The organism is Microbacterium sp. GXF7504 (assembly GCF_054798235.1).
Genome location: NZ_JBSJZI010000001.1, coordinates 114,223 through 137,099, shown reverse-complemented (window position 1 = coordinate 137,099; position 22,877 = coordinate 114,223). Strand labels below are relative to the sequence as shown.

Annotated in this window: 25 protein-coding genes and 1 tRNA gene; 16 read left to right on the top strand and 10 right to left on the bottom strand. The window is 71.0% G+C overall.

What is annotated here, in order from left to right; all coding sequences use genetic code 11:
- Positions 1 to 750, top strand: coding sequence for a phosphoglyceromutase (locus tag ACWAUO_RS00685; RefSeq protein WP_460772227.1), 750 nt, complete (start codon positions 1 to 3; stop codon positions 748 to 750).
- Between the two features lie 72 nt (positions 751 to 822).
- On the opposite strand, the gene phoU is transcribed toward ACWAUO_RS00685, so the two are convergent.
- A complete protein-coding gene (gene phoU / locus ACWAUO_RS00680; protein ID WP_460772225.1) occupies positions 823 to 1,476 on the bottom strand; it encodes a phosphate signaling complex protein PhoU in 654 nt (217 codons plus the stop codon).
- 152 nt (positions 1,477 to 1,628) lie between these two features.
- On the opposite strand from phoU, the gene ACWAUO_RS00675 reads away from it, so the two are divergent.
- Positions 1,629 to 2,960 (top strand): sensor histidine kinase, encoded by a 1,332-nt coding sequence (locus ACWAUO_RS00675; RefSeq protein WP_460772224.1) that lies wholly within the window; start codon positions 1,629 to 1,631, stop codon positions 2,958 to 2,960.
- Positions 2,957 to 3,640 (top strand): response regulator, encoded by a 684-nt coding sequence (locus tag ACWAUO_RS00670; protein WP_460772222.1) that lies wholly within the window; start codon positions 2,957 to 2,959, stop codon positions 3,638 to 3,640. Before ACWAUO_RS00675 ends, ACWAUO_RS00670 begins: the two co-directional genes overlap by 4 nt.
- A 61-nt stretch (positions 3,641 to 3,701) precedes the next feature.
- Here the strand turns inward: ACWAUO_RS00670 and ACWAUO_RS00665 are convergent, their stop codons facing one another.
- A complete protein-coding gene (locus tag ACWAUO_RS00665; protein WP_460772221.1) occupies positions 3,702 to 4,205 on the bottom strand; it encodes a DNA modification methylase in 504 nt (167 codons plus the stop codon).
- A gap of 142 nt (positions 4,206 to 4,347) precedes the next feature.
- On the opposite strand from ACWAUO_RS00665, the gene ACWAUO_RS00660 reads away from it, so the two are divergent.
- Together ACWAUO_RS00660 and ispD are read left to right on the top strand one after the other, a co-directional pair.
- Complete coding sequence (locus ACWAUO_RS00660) at positions 4,348 to 4,830, top strand: CarD family transcriptional regulator (RefSeq protein ID WP_460772219.1); 483 nt, start codon at positions 4,348 to 4,350, stop codon at positions 4,828 to 4,830.
- 10 nt (positions 4,831 to 4,840) lie between these two features.
- The gene (ispD, locus tag ACWAUO_RS00655) at positions 4,841 to 6,046 is read left to right on the top strand and encodes a 2-C-methyl-D-erythritol 4-phosphate cytidylyltransferase (protein WP_460772217.1); all 1,206 of its coding nucleotides are present in this window, start codon (positions 4,841 to 4,843) and stop codon (positions 6,044 to 6,046) included.
- 8 nt (positions 6,047 to 6,054) lie between these two features.
- Here ispD and ACWAUO_RS00650 read toward each other — a convergent pair whose 3' ends face one another.
- On the bottom strand, positions 6,055 to 6,510 hold the full coding sequence (locus ACWAUO_RS00650; protein WP_460772216.1) for a GNAT family N-acetyltransferase: 456 nt from the start codon (positions 6,508 to 6,510) through the stop codon (positions 6,055 to 6,057).
- 1 nt (position 6,511) lies between these two features.
- Positions 6,512 to 7,438, bottom strand: coding sequence for a DMT family transporter (locus tag ACWAUO_RS00645; RefSeq protein ID WP_460772215.1), 927 nt, complete (start codon positions 7,436 to 7,438; stop codon positions 6,512 to 6,514).
- A gap of 62 nt (positions 7,439 to 7,500) precedes the next feature.
- On the opposite strand from ACWAUO_RS00645, the gene cysS reads away from it, so the two are divergent.
- From cysS to ACWAUO_RS00630, 3 genes are read left to right on the top strand one after another with little or no spacing between them, the layout of a single operon-like run.
- Positions 7,501 to 8,907, top strand: a complete 1,407-nt coding sequence (gene cysS / locus ACWAUO_RS00640; RefSeq protein WP_460772213.1) for a cysteine--tRNA ligase — start codon at positions 7,501 to 7,503, stop codon at positions 8,905 to 8,907.
- Complete coding sequence (gene rlmB / locus ACWAUO_RS00635; protein ID WP_460772211.1) at positions 8,904 to 9,902, top strand: 23S rRNA (guanosine(2251)-2'-O)-methyltransferase RlmB; 999 nt, start codon at positions 8,904 to 8,906, stop codon at positions 9,900 to 9,902. Before cysS ends, rlmB begins: the two co-directional genes overlap by 4 nt.
- Before the next feature lie 16 nt (positions 9,903 to 9,918).
- Entirely contained in the window at positions 9,919 to 10,560 is a 642-nt protein-coding gene (locus ACWAUO_RS00630; protein WP_460772210.1) for an NAD(P)-dependent oxidoreductase, read from the top strand.
- A gap of 63 nt (positions 10,561 to 10,623) precedes the next feature.
- Here ACWAUO_RS00630 and ACWAUO_RS00625 read toward each other — a convergent pair whose 3' ends face one another.
- Positions 10,624 to 11,928, bottom strand: a complete 1,305-nt coding sequence (locus tag ACWAUO_RS00625) for a DUF4032 domain-containing protein (protein ID WP_460772208.1) — start codon at positions 11,926 to 11,928, stop codon at positions 10,624 to 10,626.
- A gap of 72 nt (positions 11,929 to 12,000) precedes the next feature.
- Positions 12,001 to 13,104: an ABC transporter ATP-binding protein gene (locus ACWAUO_RS00620; RefSeq protein WP_460772206.1), complete on the bottom strand. Its 1,104-nt coding sequence runs from the start codon at positions 13,102 to 13,104 to the stop codon at positions 12,001 to 12,003.
- A gap of 209 nt (positions 13,105 to 13,313) precedes the next feature.
- Between ACWAUO_RS00620 and ACWAUO_RS00615 the strand changes: the two genes are divergently transcribed.
- The 3 genes from ACWAUO_RS00615 to ACWAUO_RS00605 all read left to right on the top strand — a co-directional run bounded on the left by ACWAUO_RS00615 (position 13,314) and on the right by ACWAUO_RS00605 (position 15,606).
- Positions 13,314 to 14,249, top strand: a complete 936-nt coding sequence (locus tag ACWAUO_RS00615; RefSeq protein ID WP_460772204.1) for a DsbA family protein — start codon at positions 13,314 to 13,316, stop codon at positions 14,247 to 14,249.
- A 28-nt stretch (positions 14,250 to 14,277) separates the two neighbouring features.
- Positions 14,278 to 14,353, top strand: a tRNA-Thr gene (locus ACWAUO_RS00610).
- Positions 14,354 to 14,646: 293 nt separating this feature from the next.
- Entirely contained in the window at positions 14,647 to 15,606 is a 960-nt protein-coding gene (locus ACWAUO_RS00605; protein ID WP_460772203.1) for a DMT family transporter, read from the top strand.
- 2 nt (positions 15,607 to 15,608) lie between these two features.
- Here ACWAUO_RS00605 and ACWAUO_RS00600 read toward each other — a convergent pair whose 3' ends face one another.
- Positions 15,609 to 16,151 (bottom strand): nitroreductase family protein, encoded by a 543-nt coding sequence (locus ACWAUO_RS00600; protein WP_460772202.1) that lies wholly within the window; start codon positions 16,149 to 16,151, stop codon positions 15,609 to 15,611.
- Entirely contained in the window at positions 16,148 to 16,555 is a 408-nt protein-coding gene (gene msrB / locus ACWAUO_RS00595; protein ID WP_460772200.1) for a peptide-methionine (R)-S-oxide reductase MsrB, read from the bottom strand. Before msrB ends, ACWAUO_RS00600 begins: the two co-directional genes overlap by 4 nt.
- 81 nt (positions 16,556 to 16,636) lie before the next feature.
- Here msrB and ACWAUO_RS00590 point away from each other — a divergent pair, with 81 nt between their 5' ends.
- From ACWAUO_RS00590 to ACWAUO_RS00575, 4 genes are all read left to right on the top strand, one after another.
- Complete coding sequence (locus ACWAUO_RS00590; RefSeq protein ID WP_460772198.1) at positions 16,637 to 17,644, top strand: DUF2332 family protein; 1,008 nt, start codon at positions 16,637 to 16,639, stop codon at positions 17,642 to 17,644.
- A 9-nt stretch (positions 17,645 to 17,653) separates the two neighbouring features.
- Positions 17,654 to 17,899 (top strand): DUF3263 domain-containing protein, encoded by a 246-nt coding sequence (locus ACWAUO_RS00585; protein WP_460772197.1) that lies wholly within the window; start codon positions 17,654 to 17,656, stop codon positions 17,897 to 17,899.
- A 35-nt stretch (positions 17,900 to 17,934) separates the two neighbouring features.
- The gene (locus ACWAUO_RS00580; RefSeq protein WP_460772195.1) at positions 17,935 to 18,495 is read left to right on the top strand and encodes a LytR C-terminal domain-containing protein; all 561 of its coding nucleotides are present in this window, start codon (positions 17,935 to 17,937) and stop codon (positions 18,493 to 18,495) included.
- A 131-nt stretch (positions 18,496 to 18,626) separates the two neighbouring features.
- Complete coding sequence (locus ACWAUO_RS00575; RefSeq protein ID WP_460772193.1) at positions 18,627 to 18,827, top strand: cold-shock protein; 201 nt, start codon at positions 18,627 to 18,629, stop codon at positions 18,825 to 18,827.
- Between the two features lie 138 nt (positions 18,828 to 18,965).
- Here the strand turns inward: ACWAUO_RS00575 and ACWAUO_RS00570 are convergent, their stop codons facing one another.
- On the bottom strand, positions 18,966 to 20,687 hold the full coding sequence (locus ACWAUO_RS00570) for an acyl-CoA dehydrogenase (RefSeq protein WP_460772191.1): 1,722 nt from the start codon (positions 20,685 to 20,687) through the stop codon (positions 18,966 to 18,968).
- 180 nt (positions 20,688 to 20,867) lie between these two features.
- Between ACWAUO_RS00570 and groL the strand changes: the two genes are divergently transcribed.
- Positions 20,868 to 22,487 (top strand): chaperonin GroEL, encoded by a 1,620-nt coding sequence (gene groL / locus ACWAUO_RS00565; RefSeq protein ID WP_460772189.1) that lies wholly within the window; start codon positions 20,868 to 20,870, stop codon positions 22,485 to 22,487.
- A 64-nt stretch (positions 22,488 to 22,551) separates the two neighbouring features.
- On the opposite strand, the gene ACWAUO_RS00560 is transcribed toward groL, so the two are convergent.
- Positions 22,552 to 22,839, bottom strand: coding sequence for a WXG100 family type VII secretion target (locus tag ACWAUO_RS00560; protein WP_460772188.1), 288 nt, complete (start codon positions 22,837 to 22,839; stop codon positions 22,552 to 22,554).
- Positions 22,840 to 22,877: the final 38 nt, after the last annotated feature.

Sequence of the window (22,877 nt, the reverse complement as noted above, 5' to 3'; positions counted from 1 at the left end):
ATGACTTCGCCACGTACCCTCATCCTGTTGCGCCACGGCCAGAGCCAGTGGAACGAGCTCAACCTCTTCACCGGATGGGTCGACGTGCGCCTGACCGAGCAGGGCAAGGCCGAGGCCGCCCGCGGCGGCGAGCTCATGGCCGAGACGGGCATCCTGCCCGACGTCGTGCACACCTCGCTGCTGTCCCGCGCGATCCAGACCTCCAACATCGCGCTGGACGCCGCTGACCGCCTGTGGATCCCGGTGAAGCGCTCGTGGCGCCTCAACGAGCGCCACTACGGCGCCCTGCAGGGCAAGGACAAGGCCGAGACGCTCGAGCAGTACGGCCAGGAGCAGTTCATGCTGTGGCGTCGCTCGTTCGACGTGCCGCCGCCGGACCTCGCCGACGACTCCGAGTTCAGCCAGGTGAACGACCCCCGGTACGCCGGGATCGACGGCGAGGTGCCGCGCACCGAGTCGCTGAAGCTCGTCATCGACCGGCTGCTGCCCTACTGGGACGCCGAGATCGTCCCCGACCTGCAGGCCGGCAGGACCGTGCTCGTCACCGCCCACGGCAACTCGCTGCGCGGCCTGGTGAAGCACCTCGAGGGCATCAGCGACGACGACATCGCCGAGCTGAACATCCCCACCGGCATTCCGCTCGTCTACCGCCTCGACGAGGACAACAAGCCCCTCGGCCCGGGCGAGTACCTCGACCCCGAGGCCGCCGCCGCCGGCGCCGCCGCGGTCGCCTCGCAGGGCAAGAAGTAACCCTGACGCACGAGAGGGGCGGATGCTGCGGCATCCGCCCCTCTTCGCGTCCCCGAGTGAACGGCGACGGGGTCAGTCGTCGGCGCCGGCCCAGTCGCCGGTCGCGAGGTAGACGATCTTCTTCGCCACCGAGACCGCGTGGTCGCCGAAGCGCTCGTGGTAGCGGCTGGCGAGCGTCGCGTCGACGGTGGCCGACGCCTCGCCCTGCCAGGAGTCGCTGAGCACCTTCTCGAACACGCTGAAGTGCAGCTCGTCGAGCTTGTCGTCCTCGTTGCGGATCTGTTCGGCGAGCTCCAGGTCGCGCGTGCGCAGCAGTTCGGCGAGCTTGCCGGCAAGGGCGACGTCGATCTCGCCCATCTTCGTGAACGTGCCCTTCAGCCCCTTCGGGATCGCCCGGTCGGGGAAGCGCATGCGGGTGAGCTGCGCGATGTGCTCGGCGATGTCGCCCATGCGCTCCAGCGACGCGCTGATCCGCAGCGCCGAGACCACGGTGCGCAGGTCGCTCGCGACGGGCTGCTGGCGGGCCAGGATGTCGATGGCCAGCTCGTCCAGCTCGATCGCCTTGTCGTCGATCACCGAGTCGTTCTCGATGACCTCCTCGGCCAGGCCCACGTCGCTCGACCCGAAGGCGCGCGTCGCCTTCGACATGGCCTCCTCGACGAGCTCGGCGATCTCGACCAGGCGCACGCGCACCTCGTCCAGGGACTGCTGGAACACCTCACGCATGGAACACGGACCTCCGGGTCGACGGCACGGCACACGGGCCGGAACCGAGTGTCCCGGGCGAAGGTGAACGAACGGTGCCGCGTTGGTGAATAGTAGTCCGCGGCCCCGGTTCCGGCCGGTCGCACCCAGGCGGGCACCCTACGCTGATGCCCATGGACGCGATGCAGCTCGCGCTGCTCGAACTCTTCGTCGGCGTCGTCATCGGTGGTGGCGTCGCCGCGCTCGTCGTCGTGTCCGTGCAGGCGCGGCGGCGGATGCGGGCGCAGGCCGCGTCCACGACGCCGGACGGTGTGCACGACGTGCTGCAGGCCATGGACGACGCCGCCGCCGTGGTCGACCAGTCGGGCACCGTGCGTGCCGCTTCCGCGGCCGCATCCGGATTCGGGATGCGGGAGGGCGACGTCGTCACGGACGAGCACGTGCGGGCGCTCGTCCGAGCTGCCCGCGACGCGGGGTCGGCCGGTGAGCTGCTCACCCTCCGGCGCGTGGACGTGCCGTCCGAGCAGCGCCAGGTGGCCGCGCGGGCGGCGACGATCTCCCCCCGGCTCACCCTCGTGGTGCTCCGCGACATCACCGAGCGTGAGCGGGTGGAGCGGATGCGGCGGGACTTCGTCGCCAACACCAGCCACGAGCTGAAGACCCCGGTCGGTGCGATCTCGCTGCTCGCCGAGGCGATCGAGTCCGCCGCCGACGACCCCGCGCAGGTGCGGGTGTTCGCCGCCCGCATGAGTGCGGAGGCCACGCGGCTCGCCGAACTCACCGAGCGCGTCATGGACCTCTCCCGGCTGCAGTCGTCCGACGGTGCGTCCCGGATGCGGGTGGTGGCCGTCGACGCCGTGCTGGCCGAGGTGCTCGACGCGCACGGCACGATCGCCGCAGGCGCCGACGTGACGCTCGTCCGCGGCGGCAAACGCGGACTGCACGTGCTCGGTGAGCCGGCGGTCCTCGCCGACGCGGTGGGGAACCTCGTCGCGAACGCCATCGCCTACTCGCCGGCGGGCGCGCAGGTGGGGGTCGGGGTGAAGAAGGTGCACGAGCGCGTCGAGATCGCCGTCACCGACCACGGCGTGGGCATCCCGGAGGCGGAACAGGCGCGGATCTTCGAACGCTTCTACCGGGCCGACCAGGCCCGGTCGCGCCGCACCGGCGGCACCGGCCTCGGCCTGTCGATCGTGAAGCACGCGGTGCAGCGGCACGGGGGAGAGGTGCGGGTGTGGTCGCGCCCCGGCCACGGCTCCACGTTCACGATCAGCCTGCCGCTCACCGACCCGCCGCCCGGCGCCGACGCCGAGCGGCGGTCGAAGCCGAAAAAGGACAAGAAGAAGGCGAAGAAGGCCGCGCGCGTGGCAGCCGGGCCCGTCGCGCCCGCCGAGCCCGTCGCACCGCCTGGGCCCGCCGCACCGCCTGGGCCCGCCGCCTCCGCGCAGGACCCCCGACCCGACCCCACCCCGGCCGAGCCGCGAGAGACCGGAGCCACCGCATGACCCGCGTCCTGATAGTCGAGGACGAACCCGACATCGCCGACCCGCTGGCGTACCTCCTGCGCCGGGAGGGGTTCGAGGTCGAGACCGTCGAGGACGGCTCGGCCGCCCTCACCGCCTTCCACGCCCACGGCGCGGACATCGTGCTGCTCGACCTCATGCTGCCGGGGCTTCCCGGCACGGAGGTCTGCCGGCGCCTGCGCGCCGAGTCGTCCGTGCCGATCATCATGCTCACCGCCAAGGACAGCGAGGTCGACATCGTCGTGGGCCTGGAACTCGGCGCCGACGACTACGTGACGAAGCCGTATTCGACCAGGCAGCTGCTCGCCCGGATGCGGGCGGTGCTCCGCCGTTCCGAGCAGGCCGGCGGCGAGCCCGAGGAACGGGTGCTGCGCGGGGGCAGGGTGGCGCTCGACGTCGACCGGCACACCGTCGCGGTCGACGGGCGGGAGATCGCGATGCCGCTGAAGGAGTTCGAGCTGCTGGAGTTCCTCATGCGCAACGCCGGGCGGGTGCTCACCCGCGGCCAGCTCATCGACCGGGTGTGGGGCGCCGACTACTTCGGCGACACGAAGACGCTCGACGTGCACATCAAACGCATCCGGTCCCGGATCGAACGCACCCCGAAGGAACCCGAGATGCTCGTCACGGTGCGCGGCCTGGGGTACCGCTTCGAGGACTGAGCCCGCACACGAAGGAGGGCGGCACCCGTTCGGATGCCGCCCTCCTTCGAAGTCGGTCGGGTCAGGGGACCAGTTCGCCGAGGTGCTCCAGCGTGCCGTCCACGACCTGGATCGGGACGCTCGCGCCCTCGCCGTCGCCGGACTGGAAGTAGACCGAGACGGTCGCGCCCGGCTTCACGTTCAGGCCCTCGATGAGCAGCGGCTCCGCGCCCTCGAGGTTCTCGACACCGTCGATGTCCTCGACGCCCAGGCTCTTGGTGGTGCCGGCGCTGACGCGGATCGTCTTCTTGACCGCGTCCGAGCCCTCTCCGATCTCGAGGTTCAGCGTGTGGTCATCGTCGGTCGCGTTGACGACCGCGGCGATGAAGTTGCCGTCGACGCCCTCGTCGTCCGAGACGATGAGCGCGTTGCGCACGAGCAGCGGGCCCGAGGAGTCGGGCACGTTCATGCCGTCGGACGGCTGATACTGCACGGTCGTGCTCTGGGGGGCGATCAGGCCGCAGCCGGTCGTCCCGAGGACGACGGCGGCGCCCACGGCCAGGGACGCGATGAGACGCGATTTCACGGTACCTCCCAGAGGGCTGACGGGTTCTCCCAGCATTCTATGGGGTTCGCGCGCGGGATGCCGACGGCCGCGGCGGTGGGGGCGCATACCTTAGCGCAGAACGCCTGTGGTATCCTAGTAGCTGCCGAAAGGACATAACTCCATGCTTTTTGAGGTTGGCGAAACGGTTGTCTACCCGCACCACGGGGCGGCGACCATCATCGAGGTCAAGGAACGCGTCATCAAGGGCGAGACCAAGAAGTACTTGAAGCTCAACGTCACCCAAGGCGATCTGATCATCGAGGTCCCGGCAGAGAACGTCGACCTGGTCGGCGTCCGCGACGTCATCGGCAAGGACGGCCTGGAGCGCGTCTTCGAGGTGCTGCGCGCACCGTTCACGGAGGAGCCCACCAACTGGTCCCGCCGGTACAAGGCGAACCTCGAGAAGCTCGCCTCGGGCGATGTCATCAAGGTGAGCGAGGTCGTCCGCGACCTGTGGCGCCGCGACCAGGACCGCGGCCTGTCCGCGGGTGAGAAGCGGATGCTGGCGAAGGCCAAGCAGATCCTCATCTCGGAGCTCGCCCTCGCCGAGAAGACCGACGAGGAGAAGGCCAGCGTCCTCCTCGAAGAGGTCCTCGCCAGCTGAGACGGCCCTCGTGGACGTCGCACCCCCGCCCCGCGTCGGGGTCATCGTCGTCGCGGCCGGTTCCGGCACGCGGCTGAACGCCGGGGCGCCGAAGGCGTTCGTCGGCATCGACGGACACACCGTGCTGCGGCACGCCCTGCGGAACGTCTTCGACGGCCCGTACGCCCAGGTCGTCGTCGTGGCGCCCGCGGGGTACGAGGGTGAGGCCCTCACCGATCTACGGGCCGTGGCAGGCGACCGCAGCGAACTGACCCGTGTGGTCGTCGGCGGCGACACCCGCCAGCGATCGGTCGCGGCCGGGCTCGCGGCGCTCCTGCCGAGCGTCGAGGTCGTGCTCGTGCACGATGCCGCCCGCGCGCTCACCCCGCCCGCCGTGTTCGAGCGCGTCGTCGAGGCCGTCGACGACGGCATCCCCGGCGTCATCCCGGTGCTCCCGGTCGTCGACACGCTGAAGCGCGTCGACGGGGCCGCGGTGATCGGTCCGGTCGACCGGTCGGAACTCGCCGCCGCGCAGACGCCGCAGGGCTTCCGGCGCGACGTGCTCGAGACGGCGTATGCCGCAGCCACGGCGGACTTCACCGACGACGCGGCGCTCGTCGCCGATGCGGGCCACCGCGTCGCGGCCGTCGAGGGGGCGGCGCTCGCGTTCAAGATCACCACCCCCGACGACCTCGACCGCGCGAGGAGCCTCGTGACCCCCGAACCCGCAGTCCGCGTGTCCCCGCATCCCGGCACCCCCGCCGGACTGCCGCGGGTCGGCGTCGGCACCGACGTGCACGCCTTCGGGGGCGAAGGGGCGCTGTGGCTGGCCGGGCTCGAATGGCCGGGGGAGCCCGCGCTGTCCGGGCACTCGGACGGGGATGCGGTCGCGCACGCCATCGTCGACGCACTGCTGTCGGCGGCCGGGCTCGGCGACATCGGCACCCACTTCGGCACCGACCGCCCGGAGTACGCCGGTGCGCACGCCGACGCGTTCCTCGCCCGGACGCGCGCGCTCCTGTCGGAGGCCGGGTGGGCGGTCGGCAACGTGTCGGTGCAGGTGCAGACCGTGCGGCCACGGTTCCGCGGTCGCCGGGAGGAGGCCGAGGCCGTGCTCTCGGCGGCGCTGGGCGGCGCACCCGTCTCCGTCGCCGCCACCACGACCGACGGGCTCGGCTTCACCGGCCGTGGCGAGGGCGTGGCGGCGACCGCCGTTGCACTCGTCGTCCCCGCCTGACCACCGGGTCAGAGCGGGAGTGTGAAGTACACCGACAGCGGATCGTCGGTGTAGTCCGCGAACGGGCCGCACCGGGCGAACCCCTCGGACTCGTACAGCCGCCGCGCGGGCAGGAACTGCGGGCCGCTGCCGGTCTCGAGCCACAGCGCCGTCATCCCCTCGGCGCGCGCGGCCGTCACGATCCGGCGCAGGATCGCGCGGCCCACACCCGTGCCGCGCGCCTCGAGCGTCGTGCGCATCGACTTCACCTCGCCGCCCCGCGCATCCAGCCGTTTCAGCGCGCCGACGCCGAGGAGCCGGTCGCCCTCCCAGGCGGACCACACGGTGATGTCCGGATGCGTCAGCGCCGACAGGGCGAGCGCATGCACGCTCTCCGGCGGTGAGCCCGCGTGCATGTCGTCCAGGTGCTCGCCGATGAGCCGCTGCACGGCCGGATGCGTGAGGTCGTCGACCCGCAGTTCCATGTCAGCCCTCCACCGCGAACGGCCGGGGGTCCCGCGGCGCGCGTGAGCCCCAGGCGAGCAGGACGAGCCCGGCGCCCAGCACGACCAGTCCGGCGACCGCGGCGGGGGAGAGGAGCTCGCCGAGGAGCAGGATGCCGAGCAGCGACGCCGTGAGCGGTTCGGCCAGGGTGAGGGTCGCGGCCGTCGCGGCGCGCAGCCGCTCGAGCCCCCAGGTGAACAGCGTGTACGCGACCGAGATCGTCGCGAGGCCGAGCCACAGCGCCATGACGATCCCGGAGGGTTCGGCGAGCCAGGACAGATCGGCGAACGGCAGCATCGCGAGCGAGCACAGGGCCGATCCGAGTCCCATGGCACCGGCGACCGTGAACGGGTCCCAGCCGGCGTCCATGAGCCGCCGCTGCGCGTTCGCGAACACGGCGAACGACGCGCCCGCGCCGACCGAGCCCAGCAGCCCCAGCGGGTCGGTCCCGCCGGCGCCCGCATCGCCGCCGCCGAACGCGAGGAGCGCGACCCCGGCCGTCGCAAGCGCCGTGGCGCCGAACCAGGCCGCGCGGGGTACGTGCCGGGTGAGCGCCCACTCGATCACCCCCGCGAGCACCGGCGCCGACCCGAGCGCGATCACCGTGCCGACGGCGACGCCGTTGCGGGCGGTGCCGAGGAAGAACAGCGGCTGGTACACGGCGAGGCAGACGCCGGTCGTCGCCATGAGCAGGAACGCGCGGCGGTCGAGCCTGGGCGGGGGAGCAGCGGATGCGGCCCGTCGGCGCCGCGCGAGCGCGAACCCCAGCAGGGCGAGCCCGGTGCCGCCGATCACGAGCCGCATCGCACCGACGCCGAGCGGCGACGTGTCGGCCGGACCCAACGCCTGGGACGTGCCGGTGGTACCGAAGAGGACCGCGGCGGCGACCACGGCGAGGACAGGCAGCATCCTCCACTTCTAGCGTGTCCGTATGACGGCGCTGTGACAGGGCGCGCCGGTAGGCTGGGACGGTGACGGTCCGGCTCTTCGACACCCAGACGCAGACGCTGCGCGATTTCACACCGCTCGACCCCGAGAACGTGACCATGTATGTGTGCGGTCCAACGGTCCAGTCCGGCCCGCACGTCGGCCATTTGCGTGGCGGTCTTGCCTTCGATGTACTCAGACGCTGGCTCGAGTACCGCTTTGGTCGAGTGACTTACGTGCGCAACGTCACCGATATTGATGACAAAGTCCTTCAGAATGCGACCAACGGAGAGCCTTGGTGGGCACTTGCGTACCGTACCGAGCAGGAGTTTGACTCGGAGTACGCCGCGATCGGCATTCGCCCGCCGACGTATGAACCCCGCGCCACCGGGGCGATCCCGGAGATGATCGGTTTCATCGAGCGGCTCATCGAGGCCGGACACGCCTACCCCGCGCTGGACGGCTCCGGCGACGTGTACTTCGACGTGCGCTCATGGCCGTCGTACGGTTCGCTCACCCACCAGGAACTCGACGCGATGGAGCCAGCCGCCGACGCCGACTCGCGCGGCAAGCGGGATCCGCGTGACTTCGCCCTCTGGAAGAGCGCGAAGCCCTGGGAACCCGCCGACGCCACCTGGCAGACCCCGTGGGGTTCCGGGCGCCCGGGCTGGCACATCGAGTGCTCGGCGATGAGCCGGCGCTACCTCGGCCCCGCGTTCGACATCCACGGCGGCGGCCTCGACCTGCGCTTCCCCCACCACGAGAACGAACTGGCACAGTCCAGGGCTGCTGGGGATCCGTTCGCGCGGTACTGGATCCATAACGGACTAGTGAACGTCTCCGGCCAGAAGATGTCGAAATCTCTGGGCAACTTTCTGCTGGCACGAGACCTTCGAAGGGCTTGGTCGCGTAACACCATCCGGTACGGTCTCCTTGCCGCGCATTATCGTTCTTCGCTTGACGTTTCAAACGACACGTTCTTGGAAGCAAGGAGATCAGTGGAGCGGATCGAGAGGTTCCTCGGCCGTGCGCGAGAGTTTGGCGGGAATATCCCGACCTCGACGGTCATTGCTGATGATCTGGCTGAAGCGATGGATGACGACTTAAACGTCCCGGCGGCTTTCGCAGCGATCCATACGCGGATTTCGTACGCGAACCGGCTGATGGACACTGGCCAGTCCACATCAATGTTCGGGCGTGAACACGAAGTGGAGCACATTGCCGCGGATATCAGAGCGTTTATGAAACGACTTGGATTCACGTTGCGCCCAAAGACAGCGGGACGGAGACCGAGCGGATTCGCGGACCGTGTCGAACAGCTGATTGCTGATCGAGAAAGCGCGCGAAACGAAAGAAATTGGGAACGGGCCGACAAAGTCCGTGCGGAGTTGGATGAACTGGGTGTTTTCGTAACGGACACGCCCGATGGGCCAGTTTGGAGACGGAAATGACTAAACCAGGACGCCCCGGCGCCGGCAAGAGCAAGAAGAAGGGCCCCACGAAGGGCACCGGCGGACACAGCCGCAAGGCGCTCGAAGGCAAGGGCCCGACCCCCAAGGCCGAGGACCGCGCCTGGCACGTCGCCGGCAAGCGCAAGGCCGCCGCGGAGCGCTACGCCGCCGCCGGCGGCAAGGGCAAGCCCGGCCAGAAGCCGCAGCAGCAGCAGAACCGCGCCCCGCGGGCGAAGGCCGCCGACGACACCGAGATCGTCACCGGGCGCAACTCCGTGCTCGAGGCGCTGCGCACGAGGATCCCCGCCACCGCGATGTACATCGCCCAGCGCGTGGAGATGGACGACCGCGTCAAGGAGATGCTCGCCACGGCCACCCACCGGGGCATCCCCGTGCTCGAGGTCACCCGCCCCGAGCTCGACCGCATGGCCGGATTCGACGGGGTGCACCAGGGCGTCGCGCTGAAGGTGCCGCCGTACGAGTACGCCCACCCGCAGGACGTGCTGGAGCAGGTGATCGACCGCGGCGAGGTGCCGCTGTTCGTCGCGCTCGACGGCATCACCGACCCCCGCAACCTCGGCGCCATCATCCGCTCCACCGCGGCCTTCGGCGGTCACGCGGTCATCCTCCCGCAGCGCCGGAGCGCGAGCGTCAACTCCGCGGCGTGGAAGACCAGCGCCGGTGCGGCAGCCCGCATCCCGGTCGCCCTCGCCTCGAACCTCACGGCCATGCTGAAGGACTTCAAGAAGCAGGGCGTGTTCGTGCTCGGCCTCGACGGCGGCGGCGACGTGTCGCTGCCCTCGCTCGAGCTCGCCGACCGTCCGGTCGTCATCGTGGTCGGCTCCGAGGGCAAGGGGCTCTCGCGCCTCGTCACCGAGACGTGCGACCAGATCGTGTCGATCCCGATCTCCGCCGCGACCGAATCGCTGAACGCGGGGATCGCCGCATCCGTCGCGCTCTACCAGGTGTCCACCCTGCGCGCCACGCGCGAATAACCGCGAAAGGAAACGCATGGCCGTCATCGCCGTCATCGGAGGCACCGGGTACGCCGGTCGCCACATCGTCAAGGAGGCCGTCGACCGCGGGCACACCGTGCTCTCGATCGCGCGCAACGTCGCCGCGGAGCGGGTCCCCGGGGCCAGCTACCTCGAGGCGTCGCTGCTCGACATCCCCGACCTCGTCGCGCAGCTGCAGGGGGCGGACGTCGTCGTCCTCTCCGTCGCACCCCGCGGCGACATGGCCGGCAAGGTCCGCCCGGCGATCGCCGAGCTGAACTCGGTGCTCCCGGGCCAGGTACGCCTCGGCGTCATCGGCGGCGCCGGCGGCAGCCGCGTCGCCCCGGACGGCCCGCTGCTGCTCGACACCCCCGAGTTCCCCGAGCCGTTCAAGGCCGAGGCGCGCGAGGCCTACGGCGTGCTGCAGGACCTGCAGGCCGACGAGTCCGGCCGCGACTGGTTCTTCGTGCACCCCGCGGGCGGCTTCGGCTCGTTCAACCCGGGCGAACGCCGCGGCACCTACCGCACCGGCGGCGAGGTGCTCGTCACCGACGAGCAGGGCGAGTCGTTCATCTCCGGCCCCGACCTGGCACTGGCCGTCGTCGACGAGATCGAACAGCCCGCGCACGTGCGCGACCGGTTCACGATCGGCTACTGACCACGACACGAAGGCGGATGCCGGGCCCCGAGGCTGCGGCATCCGCCTTCGTCGTCCGCGGCCTCAGACGAGGTCGCGCCAGTCGAGGTCCTCGTCGTCGTCCGGCGGGAGCTGCCCATCGCGGATGACCGGGATCGACACGGTCTCGGTGGGCGGTCCCATGACGGTCGCCTCGTCGCGACGATGGCGCAGCACATCGTCGATGTAGCTGGTGAGCACCTCCGCGAGCGGCACCGACCGGCCGCGGGCCTGCGACATGTACCAGCGGTGCTCGAGCACCTGGTGGAACACCTCCGCGGGCTCCAGTTTGCTGCGCAGCTCGAACGGGATGGCCTTCACGACCGGCTCGAACACCCGCGTGAGCCACTCGTGCGCGACCATCTCCTCGTCGTCGCCGAGCCGCGAGATGCGGGCGCGGAACTCGTCCAGGTCGTTCAGCAGGCGGCGGGCCTGGTTCTCCTCGACGTCGAGGCCGGTGAGCCGCAGCAGCCGCCGCTGGTGGTGGCCGGCGTCGACGACCTTCGGCTGGATCGACACCGTCGTGCCGTCGGGGGTGGTCTTGATCGACATCTCGTCGATGTCGAAGCCGAGCGCGTTCAGCCGCTGCACCCGCTCCGTGATGCGCCACGTCTCGTCGACCGAGAACGACTCCTTGTCGGTGAGCGCGCCCCACAGCGACTGGTACGACGAGACGATGCCGTCGGCGATGGCGACCGCATCCACCCCGCCCTCGAGGCGACCGCCGGCGGCGAGGTCCATGATCTCGCCCGCGATGTTCGTGCGGGCCACATCGAGGTCGTGCGCGCGCTGGCCCGGGGTCAGTCCGCTCTCGTGCAGCTCGCCGGTCTCGGCGTCGACGAGGTACGCGGCGAACGATCCCGCATCCCGTCGGAACAGGGTGTTGGACAGCGACACGTCGCCCCAGAAGAACCCGACGTTGTGCAGGCGCACGAGCAGCACCGCGAGCGCGTCCACGAGCCGGGATGCGGTGTCGGGCCGCAGCACCTGGGTGAACAGGGCGCGGTAGGGGAGCGAGAACTTCAGGTGCGCGGTGACGAGCGCGGCGGGCAGCGGCTCCCCGCTCGCGTCGGTGCGCCCGGCGATCACCGCGACGCGTTCGACGCAGGGCACGTCGAGCCGGCCCAGGTTGCCGAGCATGTCGTACTCGCGCCGGGCCATCTCGGCCGTGGTCTCCTTCACGGCGATGACCTTGCCCGACAGGCTCGAGAAACGCACCAGGTGGCGCGAGAGCCCCTTCGGCAGCGACACGATCGCCGAGCTCGGCCACTCGCCCAGGGGCACGTTCCACGGCAGGCTCAGCAGGGCCGGATCGACGCTGGACGCGGTGATGGTCAGGGAATCGCTCATCGTTCTCCGGAAGCGGACGCGGCGCGGGGGTTCCTGAGGAACCCGCCGCGCCGCGTCTTCGAAAGGGATGGATCAGGCCGAGGCGATGGCCTTGTCGGTGAGGCGCTCGCCCGTCTCGAGGTCGAAGACGTGCACGTGACCGGTGACCGGGGCGAGGACGACCGTCTCGCCCGCGTTCGGGTGACGGCGGCCGTCGACGCGCGCGACGATGTCGGTGCGCTTGCCGTTGACCTCGGCGTGGCCGTACAGGTAGCCGTCGGCGCCGAGCTCCTCGACGAGGTCCACGACGACCGACAGGCCCTTGCCGTCGGCCGGCGCGACCTGGATGTCCTCGGGGCGGACACCGATGGTGACCTCCGAACCGTGGGCCTTGCCGATGACGTCGGCCTCGACCGGCACCACCATGTCGCCGAAGCGGACGCCGCCCTCGGCCAGGTCGGCCGGGAACAGGTTCATGGCGGGGGAGCCGATGAAGCCGGCGACGAAGACGTTGGCGGGCCGCTCGTACAGGTCGCGCGGGGTGCCGACCTGCTGGAGCACGCCGTCCTTGAGGACCGCGATGCGGTCGCCCATGGTGAGCGCCTCGGTCTGGTCGTGGGTGACGTAGACCGTGGTGACGCCCAGGCGACGCTGCAGCGACGCGATCTGGGTGCGGGTCTGGACGCGGAGCTTGGCGTCGAGGTTCGACAGCGGCTCGTCCATGAGGAACACCTGCGGCTGGCGGACGATCGCGCGGCCCATGGCGACACGCTGACGCTGACCGCCCGAGAGGGCCTTCGGCTTGCGGTTGAGGTACTGCTCCAGGTCGAGCAGCTTCGCCGCCTCGAGGACGCGCTGGGCACGCTCCTCCTTGCCGACGCCGGCGATCTTCAGGGCGAAGCCCATGTTCTCGGCGACCGTCATGTGCGGGTACAGCGCGTAGTTCTGGAAGACCATCGCGATGTCGCGGTCCTTCGGCGGGATGTCGGTGACGTCGCGCTCACCGATGCGGATGGCGCCCGAGTTGACCTCTTCGAGGCCGGCGAGCATGCGCAGGGACGTGGACTTTCCGCAACCCGAGGGGCCGACCAGGACGAGGAACTCGCCGTCGCCGATCTCGAGGTTGAGCTTGTCGACCGCGGGGCGGGTGCCGCCCGGGTACAGACGGGTCGCGTTGTCGTAAGTGACGGACGCCATTGTGTTCTCCTTCACCGGCAGGTACGTGCCGGACGATCCGTAGTGAATGGAATTGCGGGGGCTGTGCCCGCACGCCCACCATCGGGCGCCCGTTCAGTATGGCATGGCCGTCTGGGCATTTCACAGGCTGTCTGACTAGCATCGTCGGGGTCGCTTCACCCGGGCGGCCCGCCGGTTGCGAACCGGCTCTCCGCAGTCTTAGAGGTCTCATGTCCAACGACGACGATTCGAACGTCCCGGCATCGCGCGACCGTCGCGAGGCGGTCCGCGAGAAGGCGCAGCAGGTGCAGGCGAAGCACGCCCGCCTGCGTGCACTCCGTCTCGCCGGTCTCGGGGCGCTCGCGCTCGTCCTCGTCGTGGCCGTCATCACCGGCGTCACGATCGCGGTCAACTCCGCCGCATCCACCCCCGTCGCGACCCCGCAGAACGTGACCGACGACGGCGGCATCCCGATCGTCTCGGTCGCCGGCGTCTCCACCGGCACCAGCACGCTGAACGAGACCGCGACGCCGACGGAGTCCGCCGAGCCGACCCCGACCGCGACCTCTGCCTCGACCGTCGACATCCGCATCTACGTCGACTACCTCGCCGCCGGTGCGAAGACGTTCGAGCTCGCGAACGCCGCGCAGCTGTCGAAGTGGTTCACCGCCGGCTCCGCGACCCTGACCTACCACCCGGTCGCCATGCTCACCGCGAAGTCGAACGGCACGAAGTACTCGCTGCGCGCCGCGAGCGCCGCCGCATGCGTGGCCACGTACTCGCCCGACTCGGTGTTCGCGTTCAACCACGAACTGCTGGCGAAGCAGCCCGACATGGACTCCGCCGGCATCCCCGACTCCGACCTCGCCGCCCTCGCCATCGCGACCGGCGCCACCTCGCCGAAGGAGGTCCGCGCCTGCATCGAGGGCGAGGACTTCATCACGTGGGCGCGGGGCGCGACGGACGCGGCGCTCGTCGACATCCCCGGCACCGACGGCCTCACCCTCACCGGCACCCCGCTCGTGCTCGTGAACGGGCAGGTGTACCAGGGTTCGCTCGACGACCCGAAGGAGTTCGCGCAGTTCGTGCTCACCACGGCCAGCGCCTCGTACTACAAGAACTCCCCGTCGCCGACGCCGACCGCGACGGCCGAACCCACGGAGTGACCTGGCGCCTGGCTAGACTGGGCACTCTGCCGGCTTGGCGCAATTGGTAGCGCACCTAACTTGTAATTAGGGGGTTGCAGGTTCAAGTCCTGTAGCCGGCACCATCCGTCCCGCGCCCGACGGCGCCTCTCGCTCGCTCACCGGATCAGGTGATTCGGCGAGATCAGGCGCCCGCGCCCGCGAAACAGCCTGATCCCGCCGAATCACCTGTTCTCGTGCGTCGCCCCGCGCCCCGGCCCGCCAGCTGGCTGCGAACCGCGAGACTGCATCTGCGTGACGAGACCGCTGACATTGGATGCAGTCTCGTCGCGCAGATGCAGTCTCGCGGCCCTGGCACGGGCGCGCACGGGGCCGCGGGGCGACGACCGGGGCGGCGGGGCACGCCTAGGGTGGGAGGGTGCCGACGCCCACGACCTCCCCGAAACGGTTGCCGGCGGCGGTGGCGGTCGGCGGTGCCGTGCTGGTGGGCGTGCTCACCACCGTGCAGGCGCAGCTGAACGGCGCGCTCAGCGCCGCGCTCGGTGACAGCGCCGTCGCGTCGCTCATCTCGTTCGGGTCGGGGTTCCTCATCCTGCTCGTGCTGTGCCTGTCCACGCCGACCGGCCGGGCGGGCCTCGGCCGGCTCGTCACCGGGCTCCGCGCGCACCGGGTGCGGTGGTGGATGCTGGTGGCCGGGTTCGCGGGCGCGTTCACCGTCGCGACCCAGACCCTCACGGTCGCCGTCATCGGCGTCGCGACGTTCACGGTCGGCGTCGTCGCCGGGCAGACCGTCAGCGGCATCGTCCTCGACCGGGTCGGGTACGGCCCTGGCGGCGTCGTCGGCGTGACGGTCGCACGCCTGATCGGCGCGGGGCTCGCGGTCGTGTCCGTCGTGATCGCCCTCCTCGGCGAGGGCCCCACGGAGGCGCCGTGGTGGATGTTCGTGCTGCCGTTCCTCGCCGGGGCGGGCATCGCCTGGCAGCAGGCCACGAACGGGCGGCTGCGGCAAGCGGTCGACAGCGCCCTCACCGCCACCCTCGTGAACTTCGCGGCCGGCACCCTCGCGCTGCTGGTCGCCACCTGCATCCGCATCGGGATCGCGGGGCCGCCGGAGCGCTTCCCGACCGAGGTGTGGATGTACCTCGGCGGCGCGACCGGCGTCGTCTACATCTTTCTGTCGGCCGCCCTCGTGCGGCACACCGGCGTGCTGCAGCTCGGCCTCGGGTCGGTCGTGGGGCTGCTCGCCACCTCGGTCGTGATCGACGCGGTCTGGCCGGCACCCGCGGGCGCGCCGCTCGTGATCGCGGTGATCGCCGTGGGCGTCGCGCTCGTCGGCGTGCTGGTGGCGGTCGTGCCCAGGCGCGGTCGCCGGCGCTGACCTCAGTCGTCCGGGAGCGTCGAGAGGAACTTCTCGCCGTCGACCTCGCGCGGGTGCCCCTTGCGGTCGGCGCCCTCGGGCTTGCCGCCCACGTACAGCCACCCCATGAGCCGCTCGCGCTTGCGCAGCCCGTGCGCCTTCGCGACCGCCTTCGAGCGGGTGTAGCCGCCGGTGCGCCAGATGACGCCCCAGCCCGCCTCGTCGAGCAGCAGGCTCAGCGCGTGCGCGACACCCGACGCGACGGCCTCCTGCTCCCAGTCCGGCACCTTCTCGCTCTTGCGGATGCGGGCGACCACCGCGATGAGCAGCGGTGCGCGCAGCGGCTTGGTCGAGGCGCCGTCCTTGTGCTCGGCCTCGTGGATCGCGCGGCCGAGCCGCTCGCGGTCGTCGCCGCGGATCTCGATGAGCCGCCACGGCCGCAGGGACGAGTGGTCAGCCACCCGTCCCGCGGCGCCGACGAGACGCACCAGCTCGTCGTGATCCGGTGCGTCGTCGGTGACCTTGGACCACGAGCGGCGTCGCCGCATCGCGTCCAGCGCGCTCATTCGCCGGCTTCGGGGGTGAAGTTCAGCGACAGCGAGTTCATGCAGTAGCGGTCGCCGGTCGGCGTGCCGAACCCGTCGGGGAAGACGTGCCCCAGGTGCGAGCCGCAGCTCGCGCAGCGCACCTCGGTGCGCTCCATCCCGTGGCTGTTGTCCTCCAGGAGTTCGACCGCGTCGGGGCGGACCGACTCGTAGAAGCTCGGCCACCCGCAGTGGGAGTCGAACTTCGTCCCGCTCTTGAACAGCTCGGCGCCGCAGCCGGCACACGTGTAGAGGCCGGCGCGGCTCTCGTCGAGCAGCTCGCCGGTCCACGGCCGCTCGGTCGCGGCCTCACGCAGCACCGCGTACTGCTCGGGGCCGAGCTCCTCGCGCCACTGCTCCTCGGACTTGTTGACGGCATAGCTCATGACTGCATCCTCCTCGGGGTACTGCTCAATTCAACCCTGTCCGGTCGTGCTGTGTTCCCACTGTTACCCGAGAATGGTCCAATGCCCGATCCGGATGCGCTGCACGCCGTCGCCGCGCGCTACGCCCGCTTCGCCGACGAGGAGGCCCCGGGGCGCTCTGCGCTGTACGAGGCGTGGGCCCGCGACGTCGCCGCCGACCCGGCGCTCGCCGCCGTGATCGCGGCCGCGCCCGCCGCCCACCGGCAGCCGCCGCTCGTGTTCGCCGTCATGCGGATGCTGGGGGCGCCCGAGACGCCCGGCGCGCCGTGGCGGGCGTGGGTGCTGGCCCACGCCGACGAGGTCGCTGCGGAGTGCGGGGCGCGCAGCATCCAGACGAACGAACCGCTCCGGTGCGCGGCGCTCATGCCGGCGCTCGCCGTGATCGACGGGCCGATCGCGCTGCTCGAGGTGGGTGCGAGCGCCGGGCTGTGCCTGTACCCCGACCGGTACTCGTACGCGTACACGACCGACGACGGCGCGGCCGTGTGGCTGGACCCGGCGGACGGGCCGAGCGGGGTGCTGCTCGAGAGCGCCTGGCGGGGCCGCGCCGCGCCGCCCACGCGCCTGCCGGAGATCGTCTGGCGCGCCGGGATCGACCTCACGCCGCTGCCGCCGGCCGATCCCGCGACGCGCGCTTGGCTCACCGGGCTCGTCTGGCCGGGGGAGACCGGCCGTGCCGCGCGCATCGCCGCGGCGCTCGACATCGCCGCCGCCGACCCGCCGGTGCTCGTCGCCGGCGACGCGGCCTCGGACGCGGTCGCGCGACTCGCGGCACACGCCCCCGCCGGTGCGACCCTCGTGGTGAGCACCCCCGGTGTGCTGATCTACGTGCCGCGCGCCCTGCGCGCCCGCGCGATCGACGAAGCGCGGCGCGCGGGACGATGGCTCACGATCGACGCCCCCTCGACCCACGACGGATGGCGCGGGCCCGTGCCGGACCGCGGTGACGGCGCGTTCGCGGTCGCCCTCGACGGCGAGGTGCTCGCGGTCGCCGACCCGCTCGGCCGGTTCGTGGAGTGGCTCCCGGACGGGGCGGCCCGAGCGAGATAGCGTGGCACCGTGCTCACCGACCTCGACCGTGCCCTCCTCGACTTCGAGGCGCAGTGGCCGGGGCACACGAGCGCGAAGGAGGAGGCGATCCGCACCCGTCTCGACCTCGCGCCGGCCCGGTACTACCAGCTCCTCGGGCGGCTCATCGACCGTGAGGACGCCCTCGCGCACGACCCGCTGCTCATCGGGCGCCTGCGCCGAGGCCGCGACGACCGGCGCCGTGACCGGGCGCGCCGGATGAGCGCCGCATCCTGAACGGACTCCGAGCCCGCGCCCGGTAGCATCGTGGGGTGCCGCGTCAGACCTTCCCCCGCGACCGCTTCGACGACCTCTCCTCGTCCGCAGGCCGTGTGGGCGCCCACCGTGCGGAGAACCCGCGCATGCGTGCCGGCATCGTGCTGCTGTGGGCCGTCGTCGCGACGATCGTGCTGGTCGGGGTCGGCATCTTCGGCAGCCTCATCGCATCCGGTCGCATCACGTTCAGCCCGGCCGAGACGCCCGAGCCCGAGCCGACCGTCGTGGTCGAGCCCGTCGTGGACCCCTCGTACACGGTGCTCGTGCTGAACGCGACCGAGGAGCAGGGCCTCGCGACCCGGATGAAGGACACGCTGCTCACCTACGGCTGGGCGGAGCAGGACGTCACGGCCGGCGGCGCGGGCGGCACGTTCGAGATCACCACGGTCTACTACGCCTCCGAGGACGCGTACCCGGCGGCGCTCGGCCTGGCGGAGATCGTCGGTGCCACCGAGGTGCAGTTCAACCCGGATTACCCGCTGCCCGGCACCTCGCCCACGCAGCTCACGGTCGTGCTCGGCACGGGCCAGCTCTCCTCGCCCGAACCCACCGAATAGGGCCGCTCCGGGGGCCGTGTTTCCGCGGCGTAAACAGTTCGCCACGGCCGTGTCAACAGTCGCTGAAACGGCGGAATCACGCGGATCCGCGTGGATACGATGGCGACGTTCCACAGCTTCAGGAGAGTCACATGGCCCAGGGCACCGTCAAATGGTTCAACGCTGAGAAGGGGTATGGATTCATCACCTCCGGCGACGGACAGGACGTCTTCGTCCACTACTCGAACATCGAGATGACCGGATTCCGGGTGCTCGAAGAGGGGCAGTCGGTGGAGTTCACCGTCGGCTCCGGGCAGAAGGGCCCGCAGGCCGAAGCCGTGCGGGTGGTCTGAACCCACCGAGACCGAACCCGCGCCGACGGCGCCGCGGGTGACGAGCGTCCTCGACGCACAGCACGGCCCCGCCCGCCGCATCCCGACTCGACCCGGGATGCGGCGGACGGGGCCGTCCGTGCGTGCGCGGGGCGCGGGTCAGGCGATCTCGCCCTGGGTGACCGCCTCCGCCAGCGCGTGCACGCGGGGGAGGTGGTGGGCGCCGTAGAAGTCGGCGGCGGTGAGCCGCGCCGTGTCCGTCTCCGAGCGTTCGGCGTGACCGAGCACCGCGTCGACCGCGAGCGCGTGCATCCAGCCGCCCGTGAGGGTGCCGAGGAGCATCAGGTACGGGACGCTCACGGCGTAGGCGTCGCGCGGCGTCGCGGCGGAGGCGAGCAGCGCCTCGGTCGCGCGGCGGGCCGCGGCGACCGCGCGCTCCAGCCGCTCGGCGGTGCGGAGCGCGATCTCGTCGCCACGGGTGCGCAGCGCGGATGCCGTCGCCTCGATGCGGGAGAAGAGCTCGGCCGCGACCGCGCCGTCGTTGCGCAGCACCTTGCGCCCGACGAGGTCGTTGGACTGGATGGCGGTCGTACCCTCGTAGATCGCGGCGATGCGGATGTCGCGGTAGTGCTGCGCGACCCCGCTCTCCTCGATGTAGCCCATGCCGCCGTGCACCTGGATCGCGTCGCTCGTGACGCCGATCGCCTCCTCCGTGGCCCAGCCTTTGAGGATGGGGACGAAGAACTCGCCGAGCGCGGCGTCGACGCCCTCCTTGCCGTCGAGCAGGTCTGCGGCGTAGACCCCCATCGCGCGCATGGCGAACACGAGGCTCGACATCGAGAGCAGGAGGCGCCGCACGTCCGGGTGCTCCGCGATCGGCGCGCCCGCGGGGCGGTCGATGACGCGGCCCTGCAGGCGCCCCGCGGCGTATGCGGCGGCGGCCTGGTACGCACGGTCGGCGATGCCGGTCGCCTGGAAGCCCATGCCCACTCGGGCCGAGTTCATCATGACGAACATGCCGGCGAGGCCGCCGTGCAGGTCGCCGACGAGGTGGCCGACGGCGTCCTCGTAGGAGAGGACACAGGTGGGGCTGCCGTGGATGCCGAGCTTGTGCTCGACCGCGACGGTCGTGACGGCGTTCCGTTCGCCGGGGTTGCCGTCGGCGTCCGGGAGGAACTTCGGCACCACGAACAGCGACAGCCCCTTCGCGCCCTCCGGCGCGTCCGGGGTGCGCGCCAGCACGAGGTGCACGATGTTCTCGGCGACGTCGTGGTCGCCCCACGTGATGAAGATCTTCTGCCCGCGCACGGCCCACGTGCCGTCGGGTCGGGGTGTCGCGACGGTGCGGATGGCGCCGAGGTCGGTGCCCGCATCCGGCTCGGTGAGGTTCATGGTGCCGGTCCACTCGCCCGAGACGAGCCGGGTGAGGTAGGTCTCCCGGAGCTCGTCCGACGCCTTCGCGTCGAGCGCGTGGATCTGGCCGGCGGTGAGCAGCCAGCACAGCGCGAACGCGGCGTTCGACGCGTTCCACATCTCGCCGAGCCCTGCGCGGACGACGCCGGGCAGGCCGTCACCGCCCGCCGACTCGGGTGCCTCGGCGGTGATCCAGCCGGCCTCGGTGAACATGCGGTAGGCCTCGGCGTAGCCCTCCGGGAGGCGCACGGTGCCGTCCTCGAGCTTCGCGCCGACACGGTCGCCGACGGTCGAGAGCGGCGCGAGCACCTGCGCGGCGAAGTCGCCCGCGGCGGCGAGGATCTCCTCCGCGTCGGCCGCGGTCAGCGCGCCCTCCGTGGCACGGGCGGCGACGTCCGTGCCGAAGACCTCCTCGAGGATGAACGCGTAGTCCGCGACGGGCGGGCGGTACGAGGACGGTTCGGCCATGCCGGTGCTCCTGTTCCTTCAGGTGAAACGTAGTCGCAGTCTAGTTGGGACTGAGTGCCAGGGGGGTGATCGTCGTCCGCCATGCGCTTGCACTCCCCGGGGGCGAGTGCCAGAATGACTTAGCACTCAACATCGTGGAGTGCTAAAGACCGTCCAACGTCCGGGAGGGACGACACACACATGGCAAAGATCATCGCTTTCGACGAAGAGGCCCGTCGCGGCCTCGAGCGCGGCCTCAACACGCTGGCCGACGCCGTCAAGGTGACCCTGGGCCCCCGCGGTCGCAACGTCGTGCTCGAGAAGAAGTGGGGCGCCCCCACGATCACGAACGACGGTGTGTCGATCGCCAAGGAGATCGAGCTCGAGGACCCGTACGAGAAGATCGGTGCGGAGCTCGTCAAGGAGGTCGCGAAGAAGACGGACGACGTCGCCGGTGACGGCACCACGACGGCCACCGTCCTCGCCCAGGCGCTCGTCAAGGAAGGCCTGCGCAACGTCGCGGCCGGCGCCGACCCCATCGCGCTGAAGAAGGGCATCGAGAAGGCCGTCAAGGCCGTCACCGACTCCCTGCTCGCCGACGCCAAGGAGGTCGAGTCCAAGGAGCAGATCGCCGCCACCGCCTCGATCTCGGCCGCTGACCCCGCCATCGGTGAGCTCATCGCCGAGGCCATCGACAAGGTCGGCAAGGAGGGCGTGGTCACCGTCGAGGAGTCCAACACCTTCGGCACCGAGCTCGAGCTCACCGAGGGCATGCGCTTCGACAAGGGCTACATCAACCCCTACTTCGTCACCGACCCGGAGCGCCAGGAGGCGGTGTTCGAGGACCCGTACATCCTCATCGCCAACCAGAAGATCTCCAACATCAAGGACCTGCTCCCGATCGTCGACAAGGTGATCCAGGAGGGCAAGGAGCTCCTGATCATCGCCGAGGACGTCGAGGGTGAGGCGCTGGCGACGCTGGTGCTCAACAAGATCCGCGGCATCTTCAAGTCGGTCGCCGTCAAGGCCCCCGGCTTCGGCGACCGTCGTAAGGCCCAGCTGCAGGACATCGCGATCCTCACCGGCGGCCAGGTCATCACCGAGGAGGTCGGCCTCAAGCTCGAGACCGCGACCCTCGACCTGCTCGGCCGTGCCCGCAAGGTCATCATCACCAAGGACGAGACGACCATCGTCGAGGGTGCCGGTGACGCTGCGCAGATCGAGGGCCGCGTGACCCAGATCCGCCGCGAGATCGAGAACACCGACAGCGACTACGACCGCGAGAAGCTCCAGGAGCGCCTCGCCAAGCTCGCCGGCGGCGTGGCCGTCATCAAGGCGGGCGCGGCCACCGAGGTCGAGCTCAAGGAGCGCAAGCACCGCATCGAGGACGCCGTCCGCAACGCGAAGGCCGCCGTCGAGGAGGGTGTCGTCGCCGGTGGTGGCGTCGCGCTCATCCAGGCCGGCAAGTCGGCCTTCGACGGGCTCGAGCTCACGGGTGACGAGGCAACCGGTGCGAGCATCGTCAAGGTCGCCATCGAGGCCCCGCTGAAGCAGATCGCCCTCAACGCCGGTCTCGAGCCGGGCGTCGTGGCCCACAAGGTCTCGGAGCTCCCGGTCGGTCACGGCCTGAACGCCGCGACCGGTGAGTACGGCGACCTGTTCGCCCAGGGCATCATCGACCCGGCCAAGGTGACCCGCTCGGCGCTGCAGAACGCCGCGTCGATCGCCGGTCTGTTCCTCACGACCGAGGCCGTCGTCGCCGACAAGCCCGAGAAGGCCGCCGCTCCCGCGGGCGACCCGACGGGTGGCATGGACTTCTGAGTCCGACGCACTGCAACCGGAAGCCCCGGCCCGAAAGGGTCGGGGCTTCCGCCGTTCGCACGGGTCAGTGGAACAGGGTCATGTTCGCCTGTTCCACATCGCGGTACTGCCGCCCGGCTGCATCCAGCGCCGTGCCGATCCGGGCGAGGGACTCCTCGACCTGATGCTGCGTGGCGCGCCACTGGTCGACGGTGTCCTGGAACATCGCCGCGGCCGTCCCGGTCCAGCTCGACTGCAGCTGCACGAGCTGGGCGGACAGGGATGCCGACTCGCCCTGCAGACGGTCGATGGTGCCGCGCAGGGCGGCGGTGGCGCCGAAGACGGCGTCCGGGTCGACGGAGAAGACGGACATGGGGCTTCCTTTCCTCGGAGCCCCCGACGTTACGACCG